The sequence below is a fragment of the Metapseudomonas resinovorans DSM 21078 genome (assembly GCF_000423545.1).
In the GTDB taxonomy this organism is placed as follows: Bacteria; Pseudomonadota; Gammaproteobacteria; order Pseudomonadales; family Pseudomonadaceae; genus Metapseudomonas; species Metapseudomonas resinovorans.
Genome location: NZ_AUIE01000046.1, coordinates 1 through 23,027, shown reverse-complemented (window position 1 = coordinate 23,027; position 23,027 = coordinate 1). Strand labels below are relative to the sequence as shown.

27 protein-coding genes are annotated in these 23,027 nt (G+C 63.0%); 13 read left to right on the top strand and 14 right to left on the bottom strand.

What is annotated here, in order from left to right; all coding sequences use genetic code 11:
- Nucleotides 1-210: 210 nt before the first annotated feature.
- Complete coding sequence (gene queD / locus G559_RS0122910) at nt 211-567, bottom strand: 6-carboxytetrahydropterin synthase QueD (protein WP_036997744.1); 357 nt, start codon at nt 565-567, stop codon at nt 211-213.
- Nucleotides 568-682: 115 nt separating this feature from the next.
- Complete coding sequence (norR, locus tag G559_RS0122905; protein WP_028630479.1) at nt 683-2,233, bottom strand: nitric oxide reductase transcriptional regulator NorR; 1,551 nt, start codon at nt 2,231-2,233, stop codon at nt 683-685.
- Between the two features lie 151 nt (nt 2,234-2,384).
- On the opposite strand from norR, the gene hmpA reads away from it, so the two are divergent.
- From hmpA to G559_RS0122890, 3 genes are read left to right on the top strand one after another with little or no spacing between them, the layout of a single operon-like run.
- Complete coding sequence (hmpA, locus tag G559_RS0122900) at nt 2,385-3,566, top strand: NO-inducible flavohemoprotein (protein WP_028630478.1); 1,182 nt, start codon at nt 2,385-2,387, stop codon at nt 3,564-3,566.
- A 55-nt stretch (nt 3,567-3,621) separates the two neighbouring features.
- Nucleotides 3,622-3,879, top strand: a complete 258-nt coding sequence (locus G559_RS0122895) for a hypothetical protein (RefSeq protein WP_028630477.1) — start codon at nt 3,622-3,624, stop codon at nt 3,877-3,879.
- Nucleotides 3,866-5,056, top strand: coding sequence for an NnrS family protein (locus G559_RS0122890; RefSeq protein ID WP_028630476.1), 1,191 nt, complete (start codon nt 3,866-3,868; stop codon nt 5,054-5,056). Before G559_RS0122895 ends, G559_RS0122890 begins: the two co-directional genes overlap by 14 nt.
- Here the strand turns inward: G559_RS0122890 and G559_RS0122885 are convergent.
- Nucleotides 5,008-5,904 (bottom strand): hypothetical protein, encoded by an 897-nt coding sequence (locus G559_RS0122885; protein WP_028630475.1) that lies wholly within the window; start codon nt 5,902-5,904, stop codon nt 5,008-5,010. The two genes, G559_RS0122890 and G559_RS0122885, sit on opposite strands and share 49 nt — an antisense overlap.
- A 32-nt stretch (nt 5,905-5,936) precedes the next feature.
- The gene (locus G559_RS0122880) at nt 5,937-7,016 is read right to left on the bottom strand and encodes a patatin-like phospholipase domain-containing protein (protein ID WP_028630474.1); all 1,080 of its coding nucleotides are present in this window, start codon (nt 7,014-7,016) and stop codon (nt 5,937-5,939) included.
- A gap of 170 nt (nt 7,017-7,186) precedes the next feature.
- On the opposite strand from G559_RS0122880, the gene G559_RS0122875 reads away from it, so the two are divergent.
- From G559_RS0122875 to G559_RS0122860, 4 genes are read left to right on the top strand one after another with little or no spacing between them, the layout of a single operon-like run.
- Entirely contained in the window at nt 7,187-7,495 is a 309-nt protein-coding gene (locus G559_RS0122875; protein WP_028630473.1) for a PepSY domain-containing protein, read from the top strand.
- Nucleotides 7,495-7,809 (top strand): PepSY domain-containing protein, encoded by a 315-nt coding sequence (locus G559_RS0122870; RefSeq protein WP_028630472.1) that lies wholly within the window; start codon nt 7,495-7,497, stop codon nt 7,807-7,809. The genes G559_RS0122875 and G559_RS0122870 overlap by 1 nt, the downstream gene beginning before the upstream one ends.
- Nucleotides 7,809-8,477, top strand: coding sequence for a response regulator transcription factor (locus G559_RS0122865; protein WP_028630471.1), 669 nt, complete (start codon nt 7,809-7,811; stop codon nt 8,475-8,477). Before G559_RS0122870 ends, G559_RS0122865 begins: the two co-directional genes overlap by 1 nt.
- The gene (locus tag G559_RS0122860) at nt 8,474-9,796 is read left to right on the top strand and encodes an ATP-binding protein (protein ID WP_028630470.1); all 1,323 of its coding nucleotides are present in this window, start codon (nt 8,474-8,476) and stop codon (nt 9,794-9,796) included. The genes G559_RS0122865 and G559_RS0122860 overlap by 4 nt, the downstream gene beginning before the upstream one ends.
- Before the next feature lie 131 nt (nt 9,797-9,927).
- Here the strand turns inward: G559_RS0122860 and G559_RS0122855 are convergent, their stop codons facing one another.
- Together G559_RS0122855 and pnuC are read right to left on the bottom strand one after the other, a co-directional pair.
- Nucleotides 9,928-10,449, bottom strand: a complete 522-nt coding sequence (locus G559_RS0122855; protein WP_028630469.1) for an AAA family ATPase — start codon at nt 10,447-10,449, stop codon at nt 9,928-9,930.
- On the bottom strand, nt 10,446-11,012 hold the full coding sequence (pnuC, locus tag G559_RS0122850; protein ID WP_028630468.1) for a nicotinamide riboside transporter PnuC: 567 nt from the start codon (nt 11,010-11,012) through the stop codon (nt 10,446-10,448). The genes G559_RS0122855 and pnuC overlap by 4 nt, the downstream gene beginning before the upstream one ends.
- Nucleotides 11,013-11,317: 305 nt before the next feature.
- Between pnuC and G559_RS0122845 the strand changes: the two genes are divergently transcribed.
- Entirely contained in the window at nt 11,318-12,148 is an 831-nt protein-coding gene (locus G559_RS0122845) for an undecaprenyl-diphosphate phosphatase (protein ID WP_028630467.1), read from the top strand.
- A gap of 48 nt (nt 12,149-12,196) precedes the next feature.
- Here the strand turns inward: G559_RS0122845 and G559_RS0122840 are convergent, their stop codons facing one another.
- Complete coding sequence (locus tag G559_RS0122840) at nt 12,197-13,546, bottom strand: heavy metal sensor histidine kinase (protein ID WP_028630466.1); 1,350 nt, start codon at nt 13,544-13,546, stop codon at nt 12,197-12,199.
- Nucleotides 13,546-14,226: a heavy metal response regulator transcription factor gene (locus G559_RS0122835; protein WP_028630465.1), complete on the bottom strand. Its 681-nt coding sequence runs from the start codon at nt 14,224-14,226 to the stop codon at nt 13,546-13,548. The genes G559_RS0122840 and G559_RS0122835 overlap by 1 nt, the downstream gene beginning before the upstream one ends.
- Before the next feature lie 164 nt (nt 14,227-14,390).
- Here G559_RS0122835 and queF point away from each other — a divergent pair, with 164 nt between their 5' ends.
- Nucleotides 14,391-15,224 carry an NADPH-dependent 7-cyano-7-deazaguanine reductase QueF gene (queF, locus tag G559_RS0122830; protein WP_028630464.1) on the top strand — a complete coding sequence of 278 codons (834 nt, stop codon included), beginning with the start codon at nt 14,391-14,393 and terminating at the stop codon, nt 15,222-15,224.
- Nucleotides 15,225-15,267: 43 nt separating this feature from the next.
- On the opposite strand, the gene G559_RS0122825 is transcribed toward queF, so the two are convergent.
- The 3 genes from G559_RS0122825 to G559_RS0122815 all read right to left on the bottom strand — a co-directional run bounded on the left by G559_RS0122825 (nt 15,268) and on the right by G559_RS0122815 (nt 16,879).
- Nucleotides 15,268-15,531 (bottom strand): DUF4404 family protein, encoded by a 264-nt coding sequence (locus G559_RS0122825; protein WP_028630463.1) that lies wholly within the window; start codon nt 15,529-15,531, stop codon nt 15,268-15,270.
- Nucleotides 15,532-15,663: 132 nt separating this feature from the next.
- Nucleotides 15,664-16,404: a phosphatase gene (locus G559_RS0122820; protein WP_028630462.1), complete on the bottom strand. Its 741-nt coding sequence runs from the start codon at nt 16,402-16,404 to the stop codon at nt 15,664-15,666.
- A 55-nt stretch (nt 16,405-16,459) separates the two neighbouring features.
- Nucleotides 16,460-16,879, bottom strand: coding sequence for an acyl-CoA thioesterase (locus G559_RS0122815; RefSeq protein ID WP_028630461.1), 420 nt, complete (start codon nt 16,877-16,879; stop codon nt 16,460-16,462).
- Between the two features lie 102 nt (nt 16,880-16,981).
- Between G559_RS0122815 and G559_RS0122810 the strand changes: the two genes are divergently transcribed.
- The gene (locus tag G559_RS0122810; protein ID WP_028630460.1) at nt 16,982-17,683 is read left to right on the top strand and encodes an MlaA family lipoprotein; all 702 of its coding nucleotides are present in this window, start codon (nt 16,982-16,984) and stop codon (nt 17,681-17,683) included.
- 74 nt (nt 17,684-17,757) lie between these two features.
- Here G559_RS0122810 and G559_RS0122805 read toward each other — a convergent pair whose 3' ends face one another.
- Nucleotides 17,758-18,057 carry a PilZ domain-containing protein gene (locus G559_RS0122805; protein WP_028630459.1) on the bottom strand — a complete coding sequence of 100 codons (300 nt, stop codon included), beginning with the start codon at nt 18,055-18,057 and terminating at the stop codon, nt 17,758-17,760.
- Between the two features lie 216 nt (nt 18,058-18,273).
- Here G559_RS0122805 and rssB point away from each other — a divergent pair, with 216 nt between their 5' ends.
- Together rssB and rssC are read left to right on the top strand one after the other, a co-directional pair.
- Nucleotides 18,274-19,458, top strand: a complete 1,185-nt coding sequence (rssB, locus tag G559_RS0122800; RefSeq protein WP_028630458.1) for a two-component system response regulator RssB — start codon at nt 18,274-18,276, stop codon at nt 19,456-19,458.
- A complete protein-coding gene (gene rssC / locus G559_RS0122795) occupies nt 19,455-19,937 on the top strand; it encodes an anti-sigma factor antagonist RssC (RefSeq protein ID WP_028630457.1) in 483 nt (160 codons plus the stop codon). Before rssB ends, rssC begins: the two co-directional genes overlap by 4 nt.
- Nucleotides 19,938-20,001: 64 nt before the next feature.
- Here rssC and tal read toward each other — a convergent pair whose 3' ends face one another.
- Nucleotides 20,002-20,928: a transaldolase gene (tal, locus tag G559_RS0122790; protein ID WP_028630456.1), complete on the bottom strand. Its 927-nt coding sequence runs from the start codon at nt 20,926-20,928 to the stop codon at nt 20,002-20,004.
- Nucleotides 20,929-21,212: 284 nt separating this feature from the next.
- On the opposite strand from tal, the gene G559_RS29245 reads away from it, so the two are divergent.
- Nucleotides 21,213-21,599, top strand: coding sequence for a hypothetical protein (locus G559_RS29245; RefSeq protein WP_245586534.1), 387 nt, complete (start codon nt 21,213-21,215; stop codon nt 21,597-21,599).
- On the opposite strand, the gene dusA is transcribed toward G559_RS29245, so the two are convergent.
- Nucleotides 21,569-22,507, bottom strand: coding sequence for a tRNA dihydrouridine(20/20a) synthase DusA (gene dusA, locus G559_RS0122780; protein ID WP_028630455.1), 939 nt, complete (start codon nt 22,505-22,507; stop codon nt 21,569-21,571). The two genes, G559_RS29245 and dusA, sit on opposite strands and share 31 nt — an antisense overlap.
- Nucleotides 22,508-23,027 lie beyond the last annotated feature (520 nt).

The following is a 23,027-nucleotide window of genomic DNA, read 5'->3' as shown; positions in this document are numbered from 1 at the left end:
CGATGGTAGTGTGGAGCTTCTCCATGTGAGAGTAGGTCATCGTCAAGCTTCTATCCCAAACCCCCGATCCGCGTAAGCGGGTCGGGGGTTTGTCTTTGTGTGCGGTAAAGTTTGCATCGACAAGCAGGGCGGCGGATGCGAGTGATCTGGCGACTGTATCCAGCAAAAAGGCCACCTAGTAAGGTGGCCTTTTGCATTTCTGATGCTCTGTCAGTCGCCGCGGTATTCGCAGCCACTGGTGCAAGTCTCGTGGATGCGGATGCGTGAGAGCTCCGGGAGCAGGGGTTTGAGTTCTTGCCAGATCCATTTGGCGAGGACTTCGCTGGTGGGGTTTTCCAGGCCGGGGATTTCATTGAGGTAGTTGTGATCGAGCTGCTCGTAGAGTGGCTTGAAGATCGCCTTGAGCTCGGAAAAGTCGCGGATCCAGCCGGTATAGGGATCGGGCTCTCCCTCGATATAGATGGCCACGCGGAAGGAGTGACCGTGCAGGCGGCCGCACTTGTGACCCGCGGGTACGTGAGGGAGCCGGTGCGCGGCTTCGAATATGAATTCCTTGAAAATTTCCACTGAGTAACGCTCTTGAGATGAAGTCCGGATCCCGGCTAAAGCAGGAAAACGCTGATTTTACCAGCTCTCTGGCGGCCTGACCGAAAAGACAGACATTGCCGGACGAGCCAGCCCTTCACTTGATGCCCAGACGCTTGGCCAGACGCAGCAGATTGGCGCGATCCAGGCCCAGTTCGCGGGCCGCTGCAGCCCAGTTCTGTGCCTGGCGCTCCAGGCTTGCAGTGATCAGCTGGCGTTGGTAGTGATCCACTGCCTCACGTAAATCGCCGACCGCTGCAACTTCCGGTTCTTCCACCGGGCGCATGGTTGCCGAGCTCTGGTTGCCGGGCAGTGCGAGATCGCTGGCCGTCAGGGTGAGGATTCGGGGTCGCTCGGTGCAGGCCGCCAGGGCCTTGAGTGCAGCGCGGCCGATCAGGTGCTCCAGCTCCCGTACATTGCCGGGCCAGTCGTAGCCGAGCAGCGCAGCTTGGGCATCCTGGCTGAGGCGCAGGCTGCGCAAGCCAAGCCTGGCGCGATTCTCTTCAAGGAAGAAGCCCGTCAGCAGCAGGACGTCGCGTCCGCGTTCCCGAAGGGGAGGAACGCGCAGGGGGTAGACGCTGAGACGGTGATAGAGGTCTGCCCGGAAGCGGCCGGAACGCACTTCCTCGGCGAGGTCGCGGTTGGTGGCCGCGATGACCCGCACATTGACCCGGTGCTCGCGATCCGAGCCGACCCGCTGCAGCTGTCCGCTCTGTAGCACCCGCAGTAGCTTGGCCTGGATCGCCAAGGGCAACTCGCCGACCTCATCGAGGAACAGGGTGCCTTCATCGGCCAGTTCGAACTTGCCCTTGCGTTCGCTCACGGCACCAGAGAAGGCGCCTCGTACATGGCCGAACAGCTCACTCTCGACCAGGGTATCGGGCAGGGCGGCACAGTTGAGGCTGATCATGGGCTGCCGGGAGCGCAGGGAGCGGCTATGGATGGATTGAGCGACCAGTTCCTTGCCGACTCCAGTTTCGCCGCTGATCAGTACGGTTAGCTCGCTGCCACCTACTAGCTTGATTTCCTCCATCAGCGCCTTATGGGTGGCGCTCTGACCGATCATCTCTTGCGGACGGACCTGCCCGGCGGCTTGGCGGTAGATTTCTGCCAACTGCTGCTCGTCCTGGGCGCGACGCGTAAGGGTGTCCATGCGCTCGGCAGCTTTCACCGTGGCGGCGGCCAGGCTGGCGAAATCCTCGAGAACGTCCAGGTCCTGCCCGTCGAAACGCGACGGATCCATTGCATCGAGCGTCAGGACACCCCAGGGGCGATCGTCGAGGTAGAGCGGGCAGCCCACGCAATCGTGTACTTCCAGATGGTCCTGATGGCCTTCCACCAATCCGTCGTAGGGGTCGGGCAGGCCGCAGTCAGCTGCGAAGCGGGTAACGCCACGACTCTCCATCAAGGCTTGCAACCTGGGGTGTTCGGACACCTTGAAGCGCCTGCCGAGGGTGTCCTGGCTGAGGCCGTCTACGGCCATGGGCACCAACTGGTCGCCGTCGAGGCGGAGGAGGGCGGTGGCGTCGCAGGGCAGCAGGCCTCGCAGGGCCTCCAGCAGGCGCCGATAGCGTTCGCCCTCCGGGAGTTCTCGGGACAGGTCGCTGACCAGGGGGATCAGGGTCTGCAGCAGGGGGTTGGGTGTCATTATGACTCCGATATGTCGTTATGACTTGTTCCTTAGTGTAGTCAGAAAAACTCGAATAAATATAAGTGATTGATTTATATAGAATAAAAAGTTGGCATGAATGATGGAATAGAACAGGCAGAACGAACCAACCCGATAACGGAGACCCAACATGCTGTCCAGCCAAGTTCGTGCCATCGTCAAGTCCACCGTCCCCCTGCTGGAAACCGGCGGCGAAGCCCTGACGACCCACTTCTACAAGATGATGCTCTCCGAGTATCCGGAAGTTCGTCCGCTGTTCAACCAGGCCCACCAGGCCAGCGGCGACCAGGCCCGCGCCCTCGCCAACGGCGTGCTGATGTACGCCCGCCACATCGACCAACTCGAAGTGCTGGGCCCACTGGTGAACCGCATCGTCGCCAAGCACGTTGCCCTGCAGATCCTGCCGGAGCACTACCCGATCGTCGGCACCTGCCTGCTGCGCGCCATCCGCGAAGTGCTGGGCGAAGAGATCGCCACCGACGAAGTCATCTCCGCCTGGGGCGAGGCCTACAATTTGCTGGCCGGCCTGCTGATCGGTGCCGAGGAAGAAGTCTATGCCGCGAGCGCCGAGGCCCCCGGTGGCTGGCGTGGTGGCCGCAGCTTCCGCGTCGAGCGCAAGGTGCAGGAAAGCGCGGAGATCACCTCCTTCTACTTCGTGCCGGCAGACGGCGGTGCCGTGATGGACTTCACCCCCGGCCAGTTCATCGGCCTGCGCCTGGATATCGATGGTGAGGAAGCGCGCCGCAACTACTCGCTGTCGGCCGCCCCCAACGGCCGCGACTACCGCATCAGCGTCAAGCGCGAGTCGGGCGGCAAGGTGTCCAACTTCCTCCATGACCGTGTCCAGGAAGGGGACCTGCTGGAACTCTTCGCACCGGCCGGCGACTTCATCCTGCGGCCGAGCCAGAAGCCCTTGGTGCTGATCACCGCCGGTGTTGGCATCACCCCGGCCCTGGCCATGCTGGAAGCCGCCCAGGACAGTGGCCGTCCGATCCACTTCATCCATTGCGCGCGCAACGGTGCGGTGCATGCGTTCCGCGACTGGATCGAAGCGAAGGCCGCGGCCATCCCGCAGTTCAACCACTTCTTCTGCTACAGCGAGCCCCATGCGGATGACCAGCCCCACGCCACCGGATTCCTGAGTCGCGAGCGACTGGCACAGTGGCTGCCTGCCGAGCGTGACCTGGATGCCTACTTCCTGGGCCCGAAAGGCTTCATGGCCCAGGTCAAGAAGCACCTGCGCGAACTCGGTGTACCGGAAGCCCAGAGCCACTACGAGTTCTTCGGACCGGCCGCTGCGCTGGAGGCCTGACCCCAATCGCCCGGCGCCAAGGAGCGCCGGGCAACCCAACGAGGAGTGCGAGATCATGACCAGTCTGTTCGGATGCCCTCAACGCCTGCTGCAACTCTCCCACCTGTTCCTCTGGACAGGCCTGGCCCAACTGCTGCTCGGCATCGTCGGGGCCTACTACCTGGAAGCGCACCTGGGCCTGCTGATGCTGGTTGGCGCCCACGGCCTGTCGATCCTCGGGCCGACCCTGATCAAGCTGGGCTACGTGATGCGCCTGACCGCCCAGTACCAGATGCGCAAGGAACAACGGGAGCTGGCCTGTGCGATTGCTTGATGCTTCGCGGGAGTTGGCGATCCGGCCGATCTGGCGCCTGGGCTTCCGCCCCTTCTTTCTCTTCGGCACGGCCTTTGCCCTCTTGGCCGTGCCGCTCTGGCTGATGGCCCTCCACGGCCGGCTCGGCCCCTGGCAACCGGCAGGCGGCTGGCTCGCCTGGCACCGCCACGAAATGGTGTTCGGCTTCGGCGGCGCCATTATTGCCGGCTTCCTGCTCACCGCCGTACAGAACTGGACCGGCAATCCCGGCTTGCGCGGTCGCGCCCTGGCCAGCCTGGCGCTGCTCTGGCTGGCCGCCCGCCTGGCCTGGGTACTGGGCGCGCCCCTGACGCTGCTGATTCCCCTGGAACTGGCCTTCCTCCCTGCGGTGGCCCTGGTGCTGATGCGCAGCCTGTGGCGCGTGCGCCAGCGTAACAACTACCCCGTGGTGCTGGTCCTGAGCCTGCTGGCGGCGGCCGATGCCCTGGTGCTCTGGGGGCTGGCTGTTGGCAGCGAAGCCCTGCAGCGCCAGGGTGTGCTGGCGGCGCTCTGGCTGGTGGCGGCGTTGATGGGGCTGATTGGTGGGAGGGTGATTCCGTTCTTCACACAGCGTGGCTTGGGCCGCACCCAGCAGGCCAAGGCCTGGCCCTGGCTGGACTGGAGCTGCCTGGCGGGTAGCGTCTTCCTGGCCGCCAGCTTCGCGGCGGGTTCCAGCCTGCAGCGATCCCCCTGGCTGGCGATCCTCTGCCTGCTGCCGGGCCTCGGCAACCTGTTGCGCCTGGCGCGCTGGTACGACGCTGGCATCTGGCGGGTGACGCTGCTCTGGCCGCTGCACCTGGCTTTTGCCTGGCTGGCCGTAGCGCCCCTGGCCCTGGCGGCCTGGCACCTCGGGTTGCTGGACAACCCGAGCCTGGCCCAGCACGCGCTGGGTGTCGGGGCCATGGGGGGATTGATCCTGGCGATGATCGCGCGGGTCAGCCTGGGTCATAGTGGTCGTCCCTTGGACGCGCCACGTGCAATGGGGCCGGCATTCGCGTTGCTCAACCTGGGAGCCGTCGCCCGTGTGCTGCTGCTTCCGCTGCTGGGCAGTCCGGCGTTCTGGCTGGCGGGCTTGTGCTGGGCGGTGGCCTTCGCGCTGTTCCTGCGGCACTACGCGGTGCTGCTGTGCACGCCCAGGTTGGATGGAAGGCCGGGCTGAGCTGTTTTCTGTGAGGGTGACGTACTGGTGCAAGCCCGCAGCAGCTCGCGCAGGTGGCGGGCCAGATAGTCCTGGAAACGCGCGTCGTTCCAGTACTCCAGATGGCTCAGTGGTGTGTGGCGCCGGAACCAGGAGCCCACTGCCATGGGGCGGTCTTCATGCACCACGGCAGCATAGCCTTGCACTGGGCGCAGCGGGTAACCGAGCAAGTCGGCCGGCGCGTAGACGTTCAGCCAGCGTGCCGAGCGCGTCAGGCGTTCATCGAGACAGTGGCCGGGAAAACGGATCGGCTGCACCGGGTCATAGGCGAAGGTGAAGAGCGGGATGTTGCAGCCGAAGGTGACCAGGCCTGCCAGGGTCTCCATGGCAATGAAGGGGTCGCGCGGGCAGCTCGGTGTGGCATTGAGCTTCTGCTGGTCCCAGATGTAGTTGGAGATGATGTGTCCGCCGAGGGAGTGGGCCAGTAGCACCAGCGGGGTATTCGGCTCGACCTTGGCGCGCAATGCATTGAGACCGTTGCGCACACATTGGTGGACTTGCTCGTAGGTGGTGTCGTAGGCCTGGCTGACCTTGCGGTAGCCGCTGGCATCACCGAGGAAGAGGGTGACCATGCGCCGCATCCAGCGCCAGCGCACCGGCTCGTGTTCGAGCTTCTCCAGATAGTCCAGCTCGCGTTTGTCCAGCACGCTCGCCCAGTAGAGTGACTGGAAGGCAATGTCGTCCGCCTCCACGCCCAGGCGTTTGCGCAGTCCAGCGATCAGGTTCTGGGCGAATGCGTGTTGTCCCTCCGCATTCTGCGTGTCCTGCTGGTTGCCGATGCCATGGATGATGGCAACTGCGAGTTTCATCCCTGTACTCCCTTCGCTCCGTGCGTCTCAGGTCAGAGGTTTTGCAAGCGTTCGCCCAGCTTGCCGTTGTCCACCAGTTCGAGGAACTCGTCGCCCAGGCGCTGGCTTTCTGCCATGGCTTTGCGCCAATAGCGCTCGCGGCCGGCGTCGTCGCCCAGATATCGCTTGAAGTCCTTGCGGTCTGGCAGTTTGCCATGAGGTAGCGTGGCCAGGTACTCGCGCGAGGGAGAAATCAGCAGTACATCCTGTAGTCGCTCGGCATCGCCCTTGCGCCAGGGCAGCCCCTTGTCAAACCAGCCGGGCACCACCTTGTCGGTGAAATGTGGATAGAGCACGACACCGCCCGGGTTGTAGGGCAGGTCGAGGTGGTAGTCGAGCAAGCCGCCGTCGCGGTAGGTGCCGGGGCCGGCACCCGGAATATCCCGCACGCCTTCCATCACCATGGGGATCGAGCCCGAGGCGAGCAGGGCATGGCGCAGGTTGCCCGTGTCCAGTGCGTGGAAGCGTGAGGGGAAGTCGGACAGCGGTGCCAGCGGTGGGTTCTGGCGGGCATCGTGGAGGATGACCCGCTCGAAGTGCCGCGCCAGGTGCGGGCGCCCCAGCAGGTTGCTGCCGATTACCGACGACAGCCCCAGGCTCAGCGCACCACGGCGGTCGTGGGCGAGCAGGCCGTGGCTCTTCACCACGACGACATTCAGGCGGTAATGCGGGGTGGCCAACACCTTCGCGTCCTGGCCTTGGAGCAGCTCATCCAGCATCAGGCCACAAAGGCGACTGACTTCAGCCATGCTCACGCCTTTGGGGAATCGTTGGCTGGTATACAGTTCGCCCAGGCGGCGAATGCCGTCGACGGCGTTTGGCAAACAGGCGCTGGCGAAGCGCCAGGAACCGATAGAGGCGCCGATCAAGGCGCGCTCACGCGGTGCACGCGGCAGCCACTCACCGAACAGCGCCAGGTCCAGGCCCTGGATACCCAATGCCTTGGGGCCGCCCGCCGCACCCGGCAGGATGCCGACGTCTGCCGGCTTCAGGCTCTGCCCACGGATGTGCGCCAGGGCGCGACGTCCTGCTCGCAGTGTGAGGGCGGGAAAACTGATCTGGATGGCGCTCATGCGAGTCTCCTGGAAGCAAGGCAGCGATTATAGTGGCGACCCCGTCAAGGCCAAGTTTCTTCAGGGTGTGAATGATCCGTCCCAAGTCTTAAGGCGAATTCAGCTTGAATTAAGTCGTCCCCGGTATCTTGCTCCCATCGAAAGCACACAAGCTCCCAAGGAGATAATTCATGAAGAAACTCGCTGCCCTGTTCGCCATTGCTACGCTCGCTGCCACCGCTGGTATCGCCCAGGCTCGTGATCTCGGCCCGGACGAGGCCCTGAAGTTGCGTGACGCCGGAACCATCCAGTCGTTCGAGAAACTCAATGCCGCGGCCATCGCCAAGCACCCCGGCAGCACCATCAACGAAACCGAACTGGAAGAGGAATACGGCCGCTACATCTACCAGGTTGAACTGCGTGACGCCCAAGGCGTGCAGTGGGACCTGGAACTTGATGCCACCAACGGTCAGATCCTCAAGGATCATCAGGACGACTGATGCGCTGGATCCTTCGTTACAGTGGGATCATTGCCCTGATCCTGGCCATTTTCGCCCTCGAGGCGGTGGCCAGGGACCTGGATCAGGACGAGGCCCTCAAGCTCCGTGAAGAGGGCGTCATCCTGCCCCTCGACCAGCTTCTGCGTAGCGCCCTGGGGCTTTACCCTGGGGCGCGTCTGCTGGAGGCTGAGCTGGAAGAGGAGGACGACGTCTACATTTACGAGGTGGAGCTGGTCACCGCCGATGGCACGGTACGTGAACTGGAACTGGATGCCCGCGACGGGCGCATTCTGAAGGACGAGGAAGACGACTGATGCGGTTGTTGCTGGTAGAGGACCATGTACCCCTGGCCGATGAGCTGACCAACAGCCTTGGTCGCCAAGGCTACGCCGTGGACTGGCTGGCCGACGGCCGCGACGCGTTGCACCAGGGGGCCAGCGAACCCTATGACTTGATCATTCTCGACCTCGGCCTGCCTGGTAAGCCGGGGCTGGAGGTGCTGCAGGAATGGCGCGCGGGTGGCATGTCGACCCCGGTGCTGGTCTTGACTGCGCGCGGTTCCTGGGCCGAGCGGATTGAAGGGCTCAAGGCGGGCGCCGACGACTATCTGACCAAGCCTTTCCACCCGGAGGAACTGGCCTTGCGCATCCAGGCGCTGCTGCGTCGCGCGCACGGCCTGGCCAACCAGCCGCAGTTGGAGGCGGCTGGTCTGCAGCTGGATGAGGGGCGCCAGTGTGTCAGCCGAAATGGCGAGGAGGTCCAACTGACCGCCGCCGAGTTCCGCCTGCTGCGCTACTTCATGCTGCACCCTGGCCAGCTCCTGTCCAAGAGCCACCTGGCCGAGCACCTCTACGACGGTGAAACCGAGCGGGATTCCAATGTGATCGAGGTGCACGTCAATCACCTGCGTCGCAAGCTGGGGCGTGAGGTCATCGAAACCCGTCGCGGCCAGGGCTATCGCTTCACCGGTGAGGGTCGATGAGGTCGATCCAGCGCCGGCTCAGCCTCGGACTGGTTGGCGTGTTGCTGGTGGTGGGACTGGTTCTGGCGCAGACGAGTCTCTGGTTGTTCGACCTGGGGCTGCGGCGCTACCTGGCCGAAGGCCTGCGCAGCGAAGCCGAGCTGCTGCTAAGTGCCCTGGTGCGAGGCCCCAATGGGATTCAACTCGATGAGAAGCGTCTGAATCCCGCCCATCAGCAACCCTATTCCGGCCGCTATTTCATCATTGACCTGGGCGAAGAGACTTGGCGTTCCCGTTCGCTCTGGGATGCGGAGCTGCCGATGCCGCAACAGAAGGGATTGGCCGAGAGATTGCTGCCAGGGCCCGTGGATCAGGAGTTGCTGACCTGGCGCGGCGATTACCGACGCTTCGGGCGACCCGTGCGAATTGCTGTGGCGCAAGACTACACACCGATACTGGAAAGCTTCCGTCGGGTGCAGTGGACGGGCTTTGCCCTGGGTGTGGCCGGCTTGCTGCTGATCCTCGCCCTGCAACGCGTCACGGTGCGCCGGGCATTGCGTCCCCTGGAGGACGTTCGCCAGCAGATTGCGCAGTTGCAGCAAGGTCAGCGCAGTGAGCTTGACAGTCACGCTCCCGAGGAACTGGAGCCCCTGGTGGCACAGGTCAACCACCTGCTCAACCACACCGAGGACACCCTCAGGCGTTCACGTAACGCCCTGGGTAACCTTGGCCATGCGCTGAAGACGCCGTTGGCGGTATTGGTCAGCCTGGCCGATCGTGAAGAGCTGCAAGATAAACCCGCCTTGCGCGCCATCCTGCGTGAGCAACTGGCGCAGATCGAGCAGCGTCTGGCGCGCGAGCTGGGGCGTGCGCGCCTGGCTGGCGAGGCGTTGCCAGGCGCGCACTTCGATTGCACCGAGGAACTGCCCGGCCTGTTCTCCACCCTGGCGATGATCCACGACCGTGGGCTGGACCTGGACTGGGACGCCCCCGAGGGTTTGCGTCTGCCCTGGGACCGGGAGGACCTGCTGGAACTGCTGGGTAACCTGCTGGATAACGCCTGCAAGTGGGCGGAAACCCAGGTCAACCTGACCATTCGCAGCGGGGAGGGCGGTTACAGCCTGATGGTGGACGACGATGGCCCCGGAATTGCCGAAGACAAGCGCGAGGACGTCATCGGGCGTGGTGCGAGGCTGGATGAGCAGGTGGCTGGGCACGGTCTTGGGCTCGGCATCGTGCGTGACATAGTCGAATCCTGGAATGGCCGCCTGAGCCTGCAGGAAAGCCCGTTGGGTGGCCTGCGGGTACGCATCGAACTGCCGGCTGCGCAAGCCTCGTAGGTTGGTCCTGAGCCTGCGGGGCACACATGCTTTTTTATGGACCGCAGCCTGCTGCTGGATGCCTTCGCTTCTGTTGTAGGGGCGAATTCATTCGCCAAGCGGACCGAAGGTTCGCCCTTCAACCTCGATGGTCAGCGTAGCCAGCGAGCAACCCGCTGTAGGACCTGCCAGCGGCGAGTCTCCCAATCGCCCTCGATCACTTCCAAGGTCTGGCCCGCGCCTTCCAGCCAGGCGCGGCAATCCTCGAAGAAGGCCTGGCGCTCGGCCAAATCCGGCTGGCAGCGCTGGCCGTCATCGACCCATTCCACGTGTTGCGGGCTCAGCAGCAGATGCAGGTCGTAATGGCGTGCCCGCAGCTCGGCTTCCAGCCAGTCGGGGCAATCGTCGAACAGCTTGCGGCTCCAGAGGATGTTGCTGAGCAGGTGCGTGTCGAGGATCAGCAGGGGAGGCGCCTTGGCGCGTGCCTGGTCTTCCCAATCGAGTTGGCCACGGGCGATAGCCGGGATGTCGGCATAGCACGTGTCGCGCTGCTCGCGATCGATGAAGTGGCGCACGTACTCGCCCACCAGCAGGCCGCCGAACCTGGCCTGCAGCTCCGCCGCCAGCCAGCTCTTGCCGCTGGACTCGGGCCCGGTAAGCACCAGTACTTTCATGCCGTGGCGGGCTCCAGCTCACGTCGCCAGGTGCGCCAACCCTGCACGGCCAGCAGGGTGAAGAGTCCGTAGAGCGCGGCGGTCAGGTACAGGCCCTTGCTGAGGAACAGCAGGACGAAGAGCAGGTCGAGCACAATCCAGAGCAGCCAGCATTCCAAGCGTTTGTGCGCCATCCAGAACTGCGCCACCAGGCTGAAGGCCGTGAGTGCAGCGTCCCACCATGGAGCCGCGGCGTCGGTCCAGGTCGCCATGCCATAGCCCAAGGCCAAGCTGCCGGCTGTTCCCGCCAGCAGACCCAGGCTCAGTGGTCGTGCGCCCAGACGGCTGACTTGGCGACCATCATGCTGGAGGCTGCCACGGGTCCACTGCCACCAGCCGTAAAGTTGCAGCGCGGCATAAATCAGCTGCAAGAGCATGTCCGAGTACAGCTTCACCTCGAAGAAGATCCAGCTGTACATCAGCACCATGATCAGGCCGATCGGCCAGCACCAGGGGTTCTGCCTGACAGTGAGCCATACCGCCAGCACGCCGAGGGCCGCGGCGCTGAGTTCGAAAGGGGACACCTTGCCAATTCCATGGGAGAAAGCCGCCGATTGTAGCGGCTCGCTGCGGTTTCGGCTGGTTGCGGTTACACCCGGAACTGTCCCAGCAGGCAGCTTGGCCATTATCAATCAGCCTTTAGCCGCGATTTCCCATTGGCTCTCTGTTAGCATTTCGGCGCTTCGGGGCAAGGCTGAAGGCTCGTTCGTCCCGGAACCTGCTTGCTGGCATCTGGTTTCATCGCCGTTCGGCACATTCGTGGTGCCAGTTACCTGCGCATTCGTAACGAAAAGGCCGCCTGAAGAGCGTGCCTCGGGGGAGAATTTCAATGGATTTGTGGACGGCCTTGCAGGCCATCATTCTGGGGGTTGTCGAAGGCCTGACGGAGTTCCTGCCGATCTCCAGCACCGGCCACCAGATCGTGGTCGCGGACCTGCTGGGCTTCACCGGTGAACGGGCCATCGCCTTCAATATCATCATTCAGCTGGCGGCCATTCTCGCGGTGGTCTGGGAGTATCGGCGGAAGATCTTCGACGTCGTCGTCGGGTTGCCCACCCAGCGCGGGGCTCGGCGTTTCACCCTCAATCTGATGGTGGCGTTCTTTCCGGCGGTGGTCCTTGGTGTGGCCTTTGCCGATGTGATTCACCATTACCTGTTCAACCCCATCACCGTGGCTTCGGCCCTTGTGGTAGGCGGTGTGATCATCCTTTGGGCCGAGCAGCGCCAACACCAGGTGCAGGCCGAAACCGTCGACGAAATGACCTGGAAGCATGCGCTCAAGGTTGGCTGCGCCCAGTGTCTGGCGCTGGTGCCGGGTACCTCGCGCTCCGGAGCGACCATCATCGGCGGCCTGCTCTTCGGCTTGTCGCGCAAGGCGGCCACCGAGTTCTCCTTCTTCCTGGCCATGCCGACCATGGTTGGCGCGGCGGTCTACTCGGGCTACAAGTACCGCGACCTGTTCCAGCCTAGCGACCTGCCGGTGTTTGCCCTCGGTTCGGTGGTGTCCTTCGTCTTCGCCATGATTGCCGTACGCAGTCTGCTGAAGTTCATCGGCAGCCACAGCTACGCGGCGTTCGCCTGGTACCGCATCGGCTTCGGTTTGCTGATCCTGGCGACCTGGCAGTTCGGCATGATCGACTGGTCGACTGCACAGGGTTGATCGGGTTTGATTCCGGGAAGGCGCGCCAGATGGTGCGCCTTCTGCGTTTCAGGGGGTGGGAAACTCCAGGGTGAAGCATGTCCGGCCGTTGGCGGATTCGCAGCGGATATCGCCGCCGTGGGCGCGAACGATGGAGCGGGTGATGGCTAGGCCCAGGCCGGCATGTTCGCGGCCCTCGCGGCGGGCGGGGTCGGCGCGGAAGAATCGATCGAACAACCGCGGCAGCAGTTCGGCGGGGATGTCCGGACCGCTGTTGGCCACTGTCAGCTGCAGGCTGCGGGCGTCTCTGGTCAGGTTCACTTCGATGCGACCGCCTTCCGGCGTGAAGCGCAGGGCGTTGTCCAGCAGGTTGGATAGCGCGCGACGCAGCATGCTGCGGTCAGCGCTGAATCGGGCGTCGCCGCTACGACTCATGGCGATCTGGCGGTCCTCGGCCAGGGGGCTGAAGTAGTCCAACAGGGCATCCAGTTCGTCGGCCAGCTCCAGGGGCTCGCGTCGGGCAGGCAGCAGGCCGTGTTCGGCCTTGGCCAGGAACAGCATGTCACCCACCATCTGCGCCAGGCGCTGCAGCTCTTCCAGGTTGGAATGCAGGGCTTCGCGGTACTCGTCCGTCGCGCGATCCTGGCTGAGGATCACCTGGGTCTGGGTCAGCAGGTTGGACAGCGGCGTGCGCAACTCGTGGGCGATGTCGGCCGAGAAGGCCGAGAGCCGCTGGAAGGCATCATCCAGCCGGGCCAGCATGGCATTGATTGCGCGCACCAGTTCCACCAGCTCCGGGGGAACCTGATCGTCGGGCAGGCGGGCGGTCAGTGAACTGGCGGATACCCCGGCAGCCACTTCGGCCATGCGATGCAGGGGGCGCAGGCCACTGCGCGCTGCCCAGGCGCCCAACAGGGCAGTGGCCAGGGCGGAGAGTCCGACGGTGAGCCAGATCAGCCGCTGCATGCGTTCGAGGAAGTGCTGGTGGTGCGTAATGTCCAGGGCCAGCGAGAGACGTGGCGAATCCGGGTCATCCGGTCGCAACCGTGCGCTGTAGACCCGGTAGTCGGTGCCATCCTGCTGCCAGTCATGCAGCCCGTCGCGACCCGGCGCACGCAAGCCCTCGGCACTGTTGAACCAGTAACTGCTGTCGTGACCCTCAAGGCGCAGGGCCAAGTCCGGGTGCAGGCGTAGCTCGGATTGCAGGGCGTCCAGACGAGGCACCAAGTCCGCGGGGCTGTCTACATCAATGACCAGGGCGCGGAAGGCTCTGAGGCGGCTATCCAGCAGTTGCTGGTCGAGTTCGATGAAGTGCGCTTCGCTGGCGCGGTTGAACAATACTCCGGCGATCAGCGACACGGTGGCTGTGCAGGCGGCGAACAGCAGACCCAGACGGGCTGTGAGGGAGAGTCCGCGCATCAGCCTTCCCGAGCCTCCAGCACGTAGCCCATGCCGCGCACGGTATGGATCAGTTTGGTGGGGAAGTCGTCGTCGAGCTTGGCTCGCAAGCGGCGAACGGCAACTTCGATGACATTGGTTTCGCTGTCGAAATGTATGTCCCAGACCTTTTCGGCGATCAGCGTCTTGGGCAGCACCTCGCCCTGACGTCGCAGGAGGAATTCCAGCAGGGCGAACTCCTTGGTGGTGAGGTCGATGCGACGGCCGCTGCGCTCGACTTTCCGGCTCAGCAGGTCCATGCGCAGGTCGGCAAGTTCCAGGCTGGTTTCCTGGGGCGCGGTGGCACCGCGGCGCAACAAGGTGCGCACGCGGGCAAGGAGTTCGGCGAAGGCGAAGGGTTTGATCAGGTAATCGTCTGCCCCCAGTTCCAGGCCATGGACGCGTTCCTCCACGGCATCCCGTGCGGTGAGGAGCAGCACCGGTGTCTGCAGGTCTGCCAGGCGCAGGCTGCGCAGCACTTGCCAGCCGTCGAGGCCGGGGAGCATCACGTCCAGGATGATCAGGTCGTAGCGGCCGGTCAGGGCCAGATCTCGGCCTTCCAGGCCATTGGTGACGAGGTCGGCAGCCAGACCGGCTTCGATCACGCCCTGGCGCAGGAACTGGCCGGTCTTGGGTTCGTCTTCGACTATCAATAGCTTCATGGTGGGCTCATGGCTTGGTCTGCTGCTTTATACCGTGCTCGCCAGCCGGGCAGGGCAAGCTGACAAAGTTGTAATGCAGCGACGCCGTTGGTGCCGCAGATTTTTCAGCAGCCGTCCGACTGTATACAATTGCGCGATTCCCGCACTTTCAGGTTCACCCGCTCATGCATCACCCCGCCGAACATTCGCCGCTGGGCAAATCCAGCGAGTACGTCAGTTCCTACAGCCCCGAGTTGCTGTTCCCCATCTCCCGCGTGACCAAGTGGAATGAGCTGGGCCTGACTGCCGCAACCCTGCCGTATCAGGGCGTGGATTTCTGGAACTGCTATGAGCTGTCCTGGCTCACGCCGTCCGGCAAGCCGGTGGTCGCGATCGGTGAATTCGCCATTCCGGCCGATTCGCCGAGCATCATCGAATCCAAGTCTTTCAAGCTTTACCTCAATTCGCTGAACCAGTCTGTCTATGCCAGTGCGGCTGAATTGGAGCAGGTGTTGGCTCGGGACCTGAGTGCCGCAGCCGGTGCTCCGGTCGCGGTGCGCGTACGCAGCCTGACAGCGGTGGAAGCCGAGGGTGTCGCCAGCTTGCCGGGCATCTGCATTGATGAGCTGGATGTCACCATCGGGGGCTATGAGCATCCGCAGCCCGAACTTCTGCGCGCCGAAGCCGGGCAGACGGTGGAGGAGACGCTTCACAGCCATTTGCTGAAATCCAACTGCCCGGTTACCGGCCAGCCGGACTGGGGCACTGTAGTCGTCGCGTATCGCGGGGCGAATCGGCTGGATCACGCGAGCTTCCTGGCCTACCTGGTGAGCTTTCGCCAACATGCCGACTTCCATGAGCAGTGCGTGGAGCGGATGTTCCTCGACCTCAAGAGGCTGCTCGCGCCGGAGTTACTGACGGTGTATGCGCGTTACGTGCGTCGCGGCGGGCTGGACATCAACCCGTACCGCAGCACCCACGCGGTGCAGGCCGATAATCGCCGGCTGGTGCGGCAGTAGCGAAAACCCCGACTCGAAGTCGGGGTTTTTCATCTGAGGCGGACTAGATGCCCATATTCGCCAGGCTTTGCATGATGTTGCGCAAGGTTCCGGCGAGGGTGGGATGACGGGTTTCGAAGCGCTCGATGGCCAGGTTGACCCCGTCCACCAGGGTTGCATCTGGCGCCATGGCAGCGTCGCGAGCCAGGCGCAGTTCGATTTCCTGCATCAACTCGATCAGCGATGCGCGTTCCTCCGCATCCAGCGGCGGTTCGTCGGCCAGCTGGTCGCGCAGTTGTTGCAGTTGCTGCTGCAGGCGTTCAGGCATGTCTTTCTCCCTTTGCGAATGTCTCAGGAGTTGACCTGGCCACTGGGGCAAAGGTCCCTCATGCCTTAAAGATTAATCCAGGCGGGACAGGCCTGCCTGACTCGGATCAAGCCTGAAATACAAATTCCGCATTCAGGGCTTCTCGCCCTTGTCGCGGCGGTAGGCGAGGTCTGCCAGGCAGGGGGCGAGCTCACCCAGGTGGTCGATCACCGAATGGGCGCCCAGGCGGTACAGCTCCAGGGTGGCGGCGGCGCGCAGTCGATCGCGCTCGGCACCGTCCAGCGCCTGCCAGTCCGCCGGTGCCAACCCACATAGGGGGCCGCTGGTGGCAAGGCCAATGGTCCAGAGGCCGGCATTCAGCCCGGCCAGCAGCAGGCGCGGATTGGCGCTGATCAGCACGCAGCCTTCCAGGTGTGAAACCTCAAGTCCTGCCAGGGCTTGCCAGCAGCTGTCCGGCGCCGGCCAGGGACGCGCTCCGTTGATTTCACTACCCCTCAGCCAGGCGGGCAGAGGGGTGGCCAGGCGCCAACTGGCTGGGGTGGGCAGGTCGTCGAGCCAGGCACAGGGAACCTGGGTGCTACTCACCAGGTTGGCCAGCTCATCGAGGTTGGTGACGGCTTCGGCGTGTTCGCTGGCAGCGTCCAGCAACTGTTGATGGAGCGCCTGGAGCAGTTCGTCGCTGGCCGGGGAGCCCAGTGCGTGGTCGAGGGCGGCGTGCAGGGGCAGGGAGGCGGCTTCGGCCAGGCGCGGTGCCGGACAGTCCGGCAACAACCGGGCTAGTGCCAGCGGCAAGGTGCGGGCACCGAAGTCCACCAGGCAGCCGGAAAGGCCGAAGAGGAGGGCGGTGAAGGCGGGCGGTTGGCTCTGGGGCATCAGCGTCATCCTGACGAGGTCTGGCGCAGACTAACCGCCCTGGATGACAGCGAAGTTACTGCCGCTGGCCAGCCCCCATCGCCAGGCGCAGATCATCAGGCACCGGTACCGATCTGTCTGTGGCGTGGTCGATCCAGACCAGCTTGCAATGGCCTTCACCGTAAAGGGTGGACGGGTCTTCAAGGGTGCTCAGGCGGTGCTCCACCACCAGGCTGCTGTTGCCCACGGTGCCGGCATGGAGTTCGATGACCACGGTAGCCGGATGCACCACGGGCTTGAGGTAGGTGTGCAGCGTTTGCAGTACCACCGGACCCTGGGGCACGTTGTTCATGGCGATCCCGAGTTTCTCGAACCAGGCGACCCGCGCTTCTTCCAGATACTGGATGTACAGGGTGTTGTTGACGTGGCCGTAGCTGTCCATATCGCCCCAGCGAACGGGGATGTGTGCAACATGAAGCAAGGTTTTTTTCGGCATGCTGGCAGTCCGCTATGCTGCCCAATACGGGCGATGGCCTTATACTGCGCGCCCTGACTGGGCGGCGGGCCGCCACACTACTTTTCTCAAGGAGAGTCTGCAATGCGATTGATCGGTACTCGGTGGCTCGATCGTCTGGGCCGTGTACTGGCCTGCGTTACCCTGGCGGTACTACCCGTCTCTGCCAGCGCCGCTGAGGATGACCCCTGGGAGGGCTTCAACCGTGCGATGTTCCGCTTCAACGACACCCTCGACACTTACGCGCTGAAGCCTATCGCCCAGGGTTACCAGGCGGTGACTCCGCAATTCCTCGAAGACGGCATTCACAATGTCTTCAACAACGTCGGAGATGTCGGCAACCTGGCCAACGATCTATTCCAGGCCAAGTTCCACAATGCCGGTGTCGACACCGGCCGGCTGGTATTCAACACCACCTTCGGCCTGCTCGGCTTCTTCGATGTGGCCACCCACATGGGCCTGCAGCGCAACGACGAAGACTTCGGCCAGACCCTCGGCTACTGGGGCCTGGGCAGCGGTCCCTATCTGGTGATCCCGTTCCTCGGCCCGAGCACGGTACGAGACGCCGGCGGCAAGATTCCGGATGCCTTTCTCGAACCCTATCCCTACATCGATCACGTGCCGACCCGTAACGTGACTCGTGCGGTCGATGTCGTGGACACGCGCGCCAGCCTGCTGTCCGCGGAGAAGCTGATCACCGGTGACAAGTACATCTTCATCCGCAATGCTTACCTGCAGAACCGTGAGTTCAAGGTGAAGGATGGCGAGGTAGAGGACGACTTCTAAGTCTGCTGGTCCTATCTCGGCACCATGAAGAAAGGCGACCTCAGGGTCGCCTTTTTCGTTTCCGGGTTTTACGCCTAGCGCATGCTGATTATGGCCAGACCGAGGGTTTGATTGCCGTTTGCATTCTCGCCGATCCGTACCACTTCGGTGTCGGCTTCCAGGCCCTTGAGCGCGCTGTGCTCGGAAGGGATGAGCACGCGAACGCGCTCGCCAACGGCCAGTTTGGCGTTCACTTCGAGCTGCATGCCTGTGCTGGAAAGGTCCAGGCAAAGGGCAGGGTACTGCTGGCCGGCGTGCTCCAGGATGGCTTTTGTCTGCACCTGCATCCGGATGAAGTCGCGCTTCTCGCTGTAGTTGCGGTCGTCCAGGCTCACGCGCTGATCCTCTTGTCGTCATGGAGTGGGGCCGAACCCCTTATAACTTCCAGCGATTTCAGGTGTAAAGGCAGAGTTCGACTCGCGGCGCAAGCTTGAATCGCCCTGCGGATGGGAGTACCGTCTGCGCCGTAAAGCGAACCCCCGTACTCGTGCTCGGGCCTTAGGTCGGGTGCTACAACAACCCATCCCTGGCGCCGTTTGCCTGGATACTCCATGCACAATCCCAGTGCCAAGCTGCTGATTATTGATGACGACGAGGTAGTGCGCGCAAGCCTCGCGGCCTATCTGGAAGACAGTGGATTCAGCGTTCGGCAGGCCAGTAACGGCCTGCAAGGGCTGCAGGTTTTCGAGCAGGAGCGCCCGGATCTGGTGATCTGCGACCTGCGCATGCCTCAGGTCGATGGCCTGGAACTGATCCGCCGCATTTCCGAATTGGAATCAGAAACCCCTGTATTGGTGGTCTCCGGCGCCGGCGTCATGAGCGATGCTGTCGAAGCCTTGCGCCTGGGCGCGGCGGATTACCTGATCAAGCCCCTGGAAGACCTGGCCGTTCTCGAGCATTCGGTGCGTCGCGCGCTCGATCGCGCGGCACTGCGTCTCGAAAACCGCCGCTACCGGGAAAAGCTGGAATCCGCCAACCGGGAGCTGCAAGCCAGCCTGCACCTGCTGCAGGAAGACCAGAACGCCGGGCGCCAGGTGCAGATGAACATGCTACCGGTGACGCCCTGGGAAGTGGACGGCCTGCGTTTCGCCCACCAGATCATCCCGTCGCTGTACCTCTCGGGGGACTTCGTCGACTACTTCCGTGTGGACGACTGTCGGGTTGCCTTCTACCTGGCGGACGTTTCCGGCCACGGCGCGTCCTCGGCCTTCGTGACCGTTCTGCTCAAATTCATGACAACGCGCCTGCTCTATGAGTCCCGGCGCAATGGCATGCTGCCTGAGTTCAGACCTTCCGAGGTGCTTGGACACATCAACCGCGGCCTGATCAATACCAAGCTGGGCAAGCACGTGACTATGCTCGGTGGCGTGATCGACGAGGAGCGCGGCCAACTGACGTACAGCATTGGTGGGCATTTGCCGCTGCCGGTGCTCTATAGCGAGGGCAAGGCCTCCTACTTGACCGGTAAGGGCCTGCCGGTGGGGTTGTTCGAAGAGGCGAGCTATGATGATCGGGTCATCGATCTACCGTCGTCCTTCAGCCTGACCTTGCTCTCCGATGGGATCCTGGACCTTTTGCCCGGGGATACCCTCAAAGATAAGGAAGCCGCGCTGCCAGAGATGGTATGTGAGGCAGGTGGCAGTCTGGATGGCTTGCGACAAGTATTTGGACTGGCCAGCTTGGGCGAGATGCCGGATGATATCGCCTTGCTGGTGTTGAGCAGGAACCTTGCATGAGTACCGGTAAAATCCAGTTTGCCGAGCAGGATGGGACGTTCGTCCTGAAGTTCGTCGGGGAAATCCGCCTGACCCTGTGTTCGGCCCTGGATGCGACCATTGAAAAGATCTTTTCGGCGCTGAATTTCTCGGCGATCGTGATCGACCTGACCGAAACCCAGAGCATCGACAGCACCACCCTGGGACTTCTGGCCAAGCTGTCGATCCTTTCGCGGCAGAAGGTGGGCCTGTTGCCCACGGTAGTGACCACCCACCCCGATATCACGCGGCTGCTGCAGTCGATGGGATTCGACCAGGTGTTCAATATCGTCGGGACGCCAATACCTTGCCCGGAATGCCTGGAAGACCTGCCGCCGCAGGATCAGACGGAGGAAGTGGTCCGCACCAAGGTGCTGGAAGCCCACCGAATCCTCATGGGACTCAATCAGTCCAATCGCGAAGCATTCCACGACCTGGTCAGCGCACTCGAGCGCCACTGATCGGTCGTTACTTCTCCGCAAATAAAAACGCGCGCAGCCCGTAACGGCTGCGCGCGTTCGCGTTTCAGCGGCGGGAGGCGAGCAGGGCTTCCAGCTTTTCCTGGTCGCGAGCAAACAGGCGAATGCCTTCGGCCAGCTTCTCGGTGGCCATGGCATCCTCGTTCAGCTGCCAGCGGAAGGCTATTTCGTCCAGCACGACGCGAGCTTCGGCGTCGCTTCCTGGAGCCAGGCTGCGATCCAGAGCCCCCTGATCGTCAGCCAGCTTCTGCAGCAGCTCCGGGCTGATGGTCAGTCGGTCACAGCCGGCGAGTGCCTCGATCTGCCCCAGGTTGCGGAAGCTGGCGCCCATCACCACGGTCCGATAACCATTGGCCTTGTAGTAGCGGTAGATGCGCGAGACAGACTGCACGCCAGGGTCTTCGCTGCCTACGAAGTCGCGGCCTTCGGCTTTCTTGTACCAGTCGTAGATGCGGCCGACGAAGGGCGAGATCAGGAACACACCGGCATCAGCGCAGGCCGCCGCCTGGGCGAAGTTGAACAGTAGGGTCAGGTTGGTCTGGATGCCTGCGCGCTCCAGCTGTTCGGCGGCACGAATGCCTTCCCAGGTGGAGGCGATCTTGATCAGTACACGCTCACGACCGATACCGGCCTCTTCGTAGAGACCCATCAGGCGCTCGGCGCGACGCAGGGTGGCATCGGTGTCGAAGGATAGGCGGGCATCCACCTCGGTGGAAATGCGCCCCGGTATCACCTTGAGAATTTCCTGGCCGACGGCCACACCGAAACGGTCGCAGGCCAGGCCCAGGTCATTGCCGGCGCCGTCCATGGCGCTGTCGAGCAACTCGGCATAGCGCGGCATGGCGGCAGCTTTCAGCAGCAGGGAAGGGTTGGTGGTGGCGTCGACCGGCTTCAGGCGCGCAATCGCGTCGAGGTCGCCGGTGTCGGCGACGACAGTGGTGTACTGCTTGAGTTGGTCCAGCTTGGCGGTCATGGCGAAACCTTGTCGTGGCGGATGATCTGACCTTACCCGAGCTGCCGGGGCTGCTCAACGGGGGCGTAAGGGCTTTTTACAGGCCATCGGCCTGCCCAGCTCAACAGACCCGGAAAAGAGGGGAGCAGGTTCCCCAGGGAAAAATATTTCACATTCTTATTGCGGTTTTTTCTCGCTCGTCCGTCTTCTTCTATGAGAGCCCGAGAAAATCGGGACACAGGCCGGCAGGAGATTCGGCCCGAGGCTTTGCGCCATGCAAGCCTTTGATCAACAAGGAGATCCTGATGCGAGTAGATGCGTTGCTCCGAGCCAAGCCGGTCGTCCCGCAGCCTATGGGCCTGAGGGAGGAGCGAAGCCTCCTGAACCTGGATCACCGCCAGTTGCGCCAGATGCTGCAGCAGGCAGGGATGAAGACCAGCATGCCGCGTCTCAAAGTGCTGGAAATACTCTGCCTCGCTTCGCAGGAAGGCAGCGACATTCCCAGTCGCGTTCTTCATGAGCGCCTGGTGGAGGCGGGCGAGCCGCTGTCGCTGGTCAGCGTGCGCCAGGTACTGGGGCGCATGGTGGATCGCGGCCTGGTGGTCGCCCAGGGTGCCAGTCGTTTTCGCCTGGCGCCGGCCTGGGAAGCGTCGATTTCCACTCAGCGGCCGCGCAGCAGCTCCGCAGCCTGATCCAGCAACGCCAGTGGGTCGGCGACCTTGTGCACGTCGACCGACAGCAATTGGCGGAAGCGTCGGGCGCCGGGAAAGCCCTGGGCCAGGCCGAGCATATGGCGGGTGATGTGATGCATCACGCCACCGTCCTGAATATGGCGCTCGATATAGGGGCGCATGGCTTGGAGGGCTTCGGTGCGGCTGATCTGCGGACCGGCACAGCCAAACAGGTCGGCGTCCACCTCAGCGAGAAGGTAGGGGTTGTGGTACGCCTCGCGACCCAGCATCACACCATCGAAAATCTTCAGGTGCTCACGGCATTCGTCGAGGGTCTTGATGCCGCCGTTGAGGATCAGCTCCAGATCCGGGAAGTCCCGTTTCAACTGTGCTGCCACGTCATAGCGCAGCGGTGGAACCTCGCGATTCTCCTTGGGCGAAAGGCCTTCCAGGATGGCGATGCGCGCATGCACGGTGAAGCTGCGGCAGCCGGCTTCACGCACTTGGCCCACGAAGTCGCAGAGTTCCTCGTAGCTGTCCCGGCCATTGATACCGATGCGGTGTTTAACCGTCACCGGAATCTCCACCGCATCCAGCATCGCCTTGACGCAGTCGGCCACCAGGGCTGGATGGCCCATCAGACAGGCGCCGATCATGTTGTTCTGCACCCGGTCGCTGGGGCAGCCGACGTTCAGGTTCACCTCATCGTAGCCTGCCGCCTGCGCCATCTTCGCGCAGGCCGCCAGTTCTGCCGGCACGCTGCCACCGAGCTGCAGCGCCAACGGATGCTCCGCCTCGTCGTGGCGCAGGAAGCGCTCATGGTCACCACGCAACAACGCTCCCGTGGTCACCATCTCTGTGTAGAGCAGGGCATGCTGCGATAGCTGGCGCAGGAAGAAACGGCAATGTCGGTCCGTCCAGTCCATCATCGGGGCGACACTAAATCTTCTGCTTATATCATGTTGATTTATAAGGATATTTTTCAATTTGAAAACCGGTGAATTGCTGTGTTCTACCGCTCTGGTGCACATGAGGTGCACACGATGGGCATGGTGAGTACATGTGAGGGGCATTATACAGGCGCACCGTGCAGCACACAGATTCATCAGGATGGCTGGAAGATCTGGAGGGGAAATCGAGTTTTTTTCTCAATTTCCGGTCTCTTCGGAGGGACGAGGCATTCCCAGAATCATGGCGGCAGAAATTTAACCGCTAATGAGTAAGGAATGAATATGGCTACTTATGCAAAGCTTAAGAGTGGGAAATGGCGTGCGCAGGTAAGAAAATCTGGAACTTATAGAGGGGCAACTTTTTCAACAAAAAGCGAAGCCAGGGCATGGGCTGAGGCGGTTGTGAATCGCCCCGGCTTTTGTAGAGGCCGTTTCGTTTAAGTCAGGCCGCCATGGCCTGACCTGCTTGTTGCTGGTAGAAGTTTGCCTCAGCCTCCGC

Bases quoted from the DNA above. Each gene is read 5' to 3' on its own strand.
- norR (WP_028630479.1), bottom strand. From the start codon at position 2,233: ATGACACCCAACCCCCTGCTGCAGACCCTGATCCCCCTGGTCAGCGAC.
- hmpA (WP_028630478.1), top strand. From the start codon at position 2,385: ATGCTGTCCAGCCAAGTTCGTGCCATCGTCAAGTCCACCGTCCCCCTG.
- G559_RS0122895 (WP_028630477.1), top strand. From the start codon at position 3,622: ATGACCAGTCTGTTCGGATGCCCTCAACGCCTGCTGCAACTCTCCCAC.
- G559_RS0122885 (WP_028630475.1), bottom strand. From the start codon at position 5,904: ATGAAACTCGCAGTTGCCATCATCCATGGCATCGGCAACCAGCAGGAC.
- G559_RS0122880 (WP_028630474.1), bottom strand. From the start codon at position 7,016: ATGAGCGCCATCCAGATCAGTTTTCCCGCCCTCACACTGCGAGCAGGA.
- G559_RS0122875 (WP_028630473.1), top strand. From the start codon at position 7,187: ATGAAGAAACTCGCTGCCCTGTTCGCCATTGCTACGCTCGCTGCCACC.
- G559_RS0122870 (WP_028630472.1), top strand. From the start codon at position 7,495: ATGCGCTGGATCCTTCGTTACAGTGGGATCATTGCCCTGATCCTGGCC.
- G559_RS0122865 (WP_028630471.1), top strand. From the start codon at position 7,809: ATGCGGTTGTTGCTGGTAGAGGACCATGTACCCCTGGCCGATGAGCTG.
- G559_RS0122860 (WP_028630470.1), top strand. From the start codon at position 8,474: ATGAGGTCGATCCAGCGCCGGCTCAGCCTCGGACTGGTTGGCGTGTTG.
- G559_RS0122855 (WP_028630469.1), bottom strand. From the start codon at position 10,449: ATGAAAGTACTGGTGCTTACCGGGCCCGAGTCCAGCGGCAAGAGCTGG.
- G559_RS0122845 (WP_028630467.1), top strand. From the start codon at position 11,318: ATGGATTTGTGGACGGCCTTGCAGGCCATCATTCTGGGGGTTGTCGAA.
- G559_RS0122840 (WP_028630466.1), bottom strand. From the start codon at position 13,546: ATGCGCGGACTCTCCCTCACAGCCCGTCTGGGTCTGCTGTTCGCCGCC.
- G559_RS0122835 (WP_028630465.1), bottom strand. From the start codon at position 14,226: ATGAAGCTATTGATAGTCGAAGACGAACCCAAGACCGGCCAGTTCCTG.
- queF (WP_028630464.1), top strand. From the start codon at position 14,391: ATGCATCACCCCGCCGAACATTCGCCGCTGGGCAAATCCAGCGAGTAC.
- G559_RS0122825 (WP_028630463.1), bottom strand. From the start codon at position 15,531: ATGCCTGAACGCCTGCAGCAGCAACTGCAACAACTGCGCGACCAGCTG.
- G559_RS0122820 (WP_028630462.1), bottom strand. From the start codon at position 16,404: ATGCCCCAGAGCCAACCGCCCGCCTTCACCGCCCTCCTCTTCGGCCTT.
- G559_RS0122815 (WP_028630461.1), bottom strand. From the start codon at position 16,879: ATGCCGAAAAAAACCTTGCTTCATGTTGCACACATCCCCGTTCGCTGG.
- G559_RS0122810 (WP_028630460.1), top strand. From the start codon at position 16,982: ATGCGATTGATCGGTACTCGGTGGCTCGATCGTCTGGGCCGTGTACTG.
- rssB (WP_028630458.1), top strand. From the start codon at position 18,274: ATGCACAATCCCAGTGCCAAGCTGCTGATTATTGATGACGACGAGGTA.
- rssC (WP_028630457.1), top strand. From the start codon at position 19,455: ATGAGTACCGGTAAAATCCAGTTTGCCGAGCAGGATGGGACGTTCGTC.
- tal (WP_028630456.1), bottom strand. From the start codon at position 20,928: ATGACCGCCAAGCTGGACCAACTCAAGCAGTACACCACTGTCGTCGCC.
- G559_RS29245 (WP_245586534.1), top strand. From the start codon at position 21,213: ATGCGAGTAGATGCGTTGCTCCGAGCCAAGCCGGTCGTCCCGCAGCCT.
- dusA (WP_028630455.1), bottom strand. From the start codon at position 22,507: ATGATGGACTGGACGGACCGACATTGCCGTTTCTTCCTGCGCCAGCTA.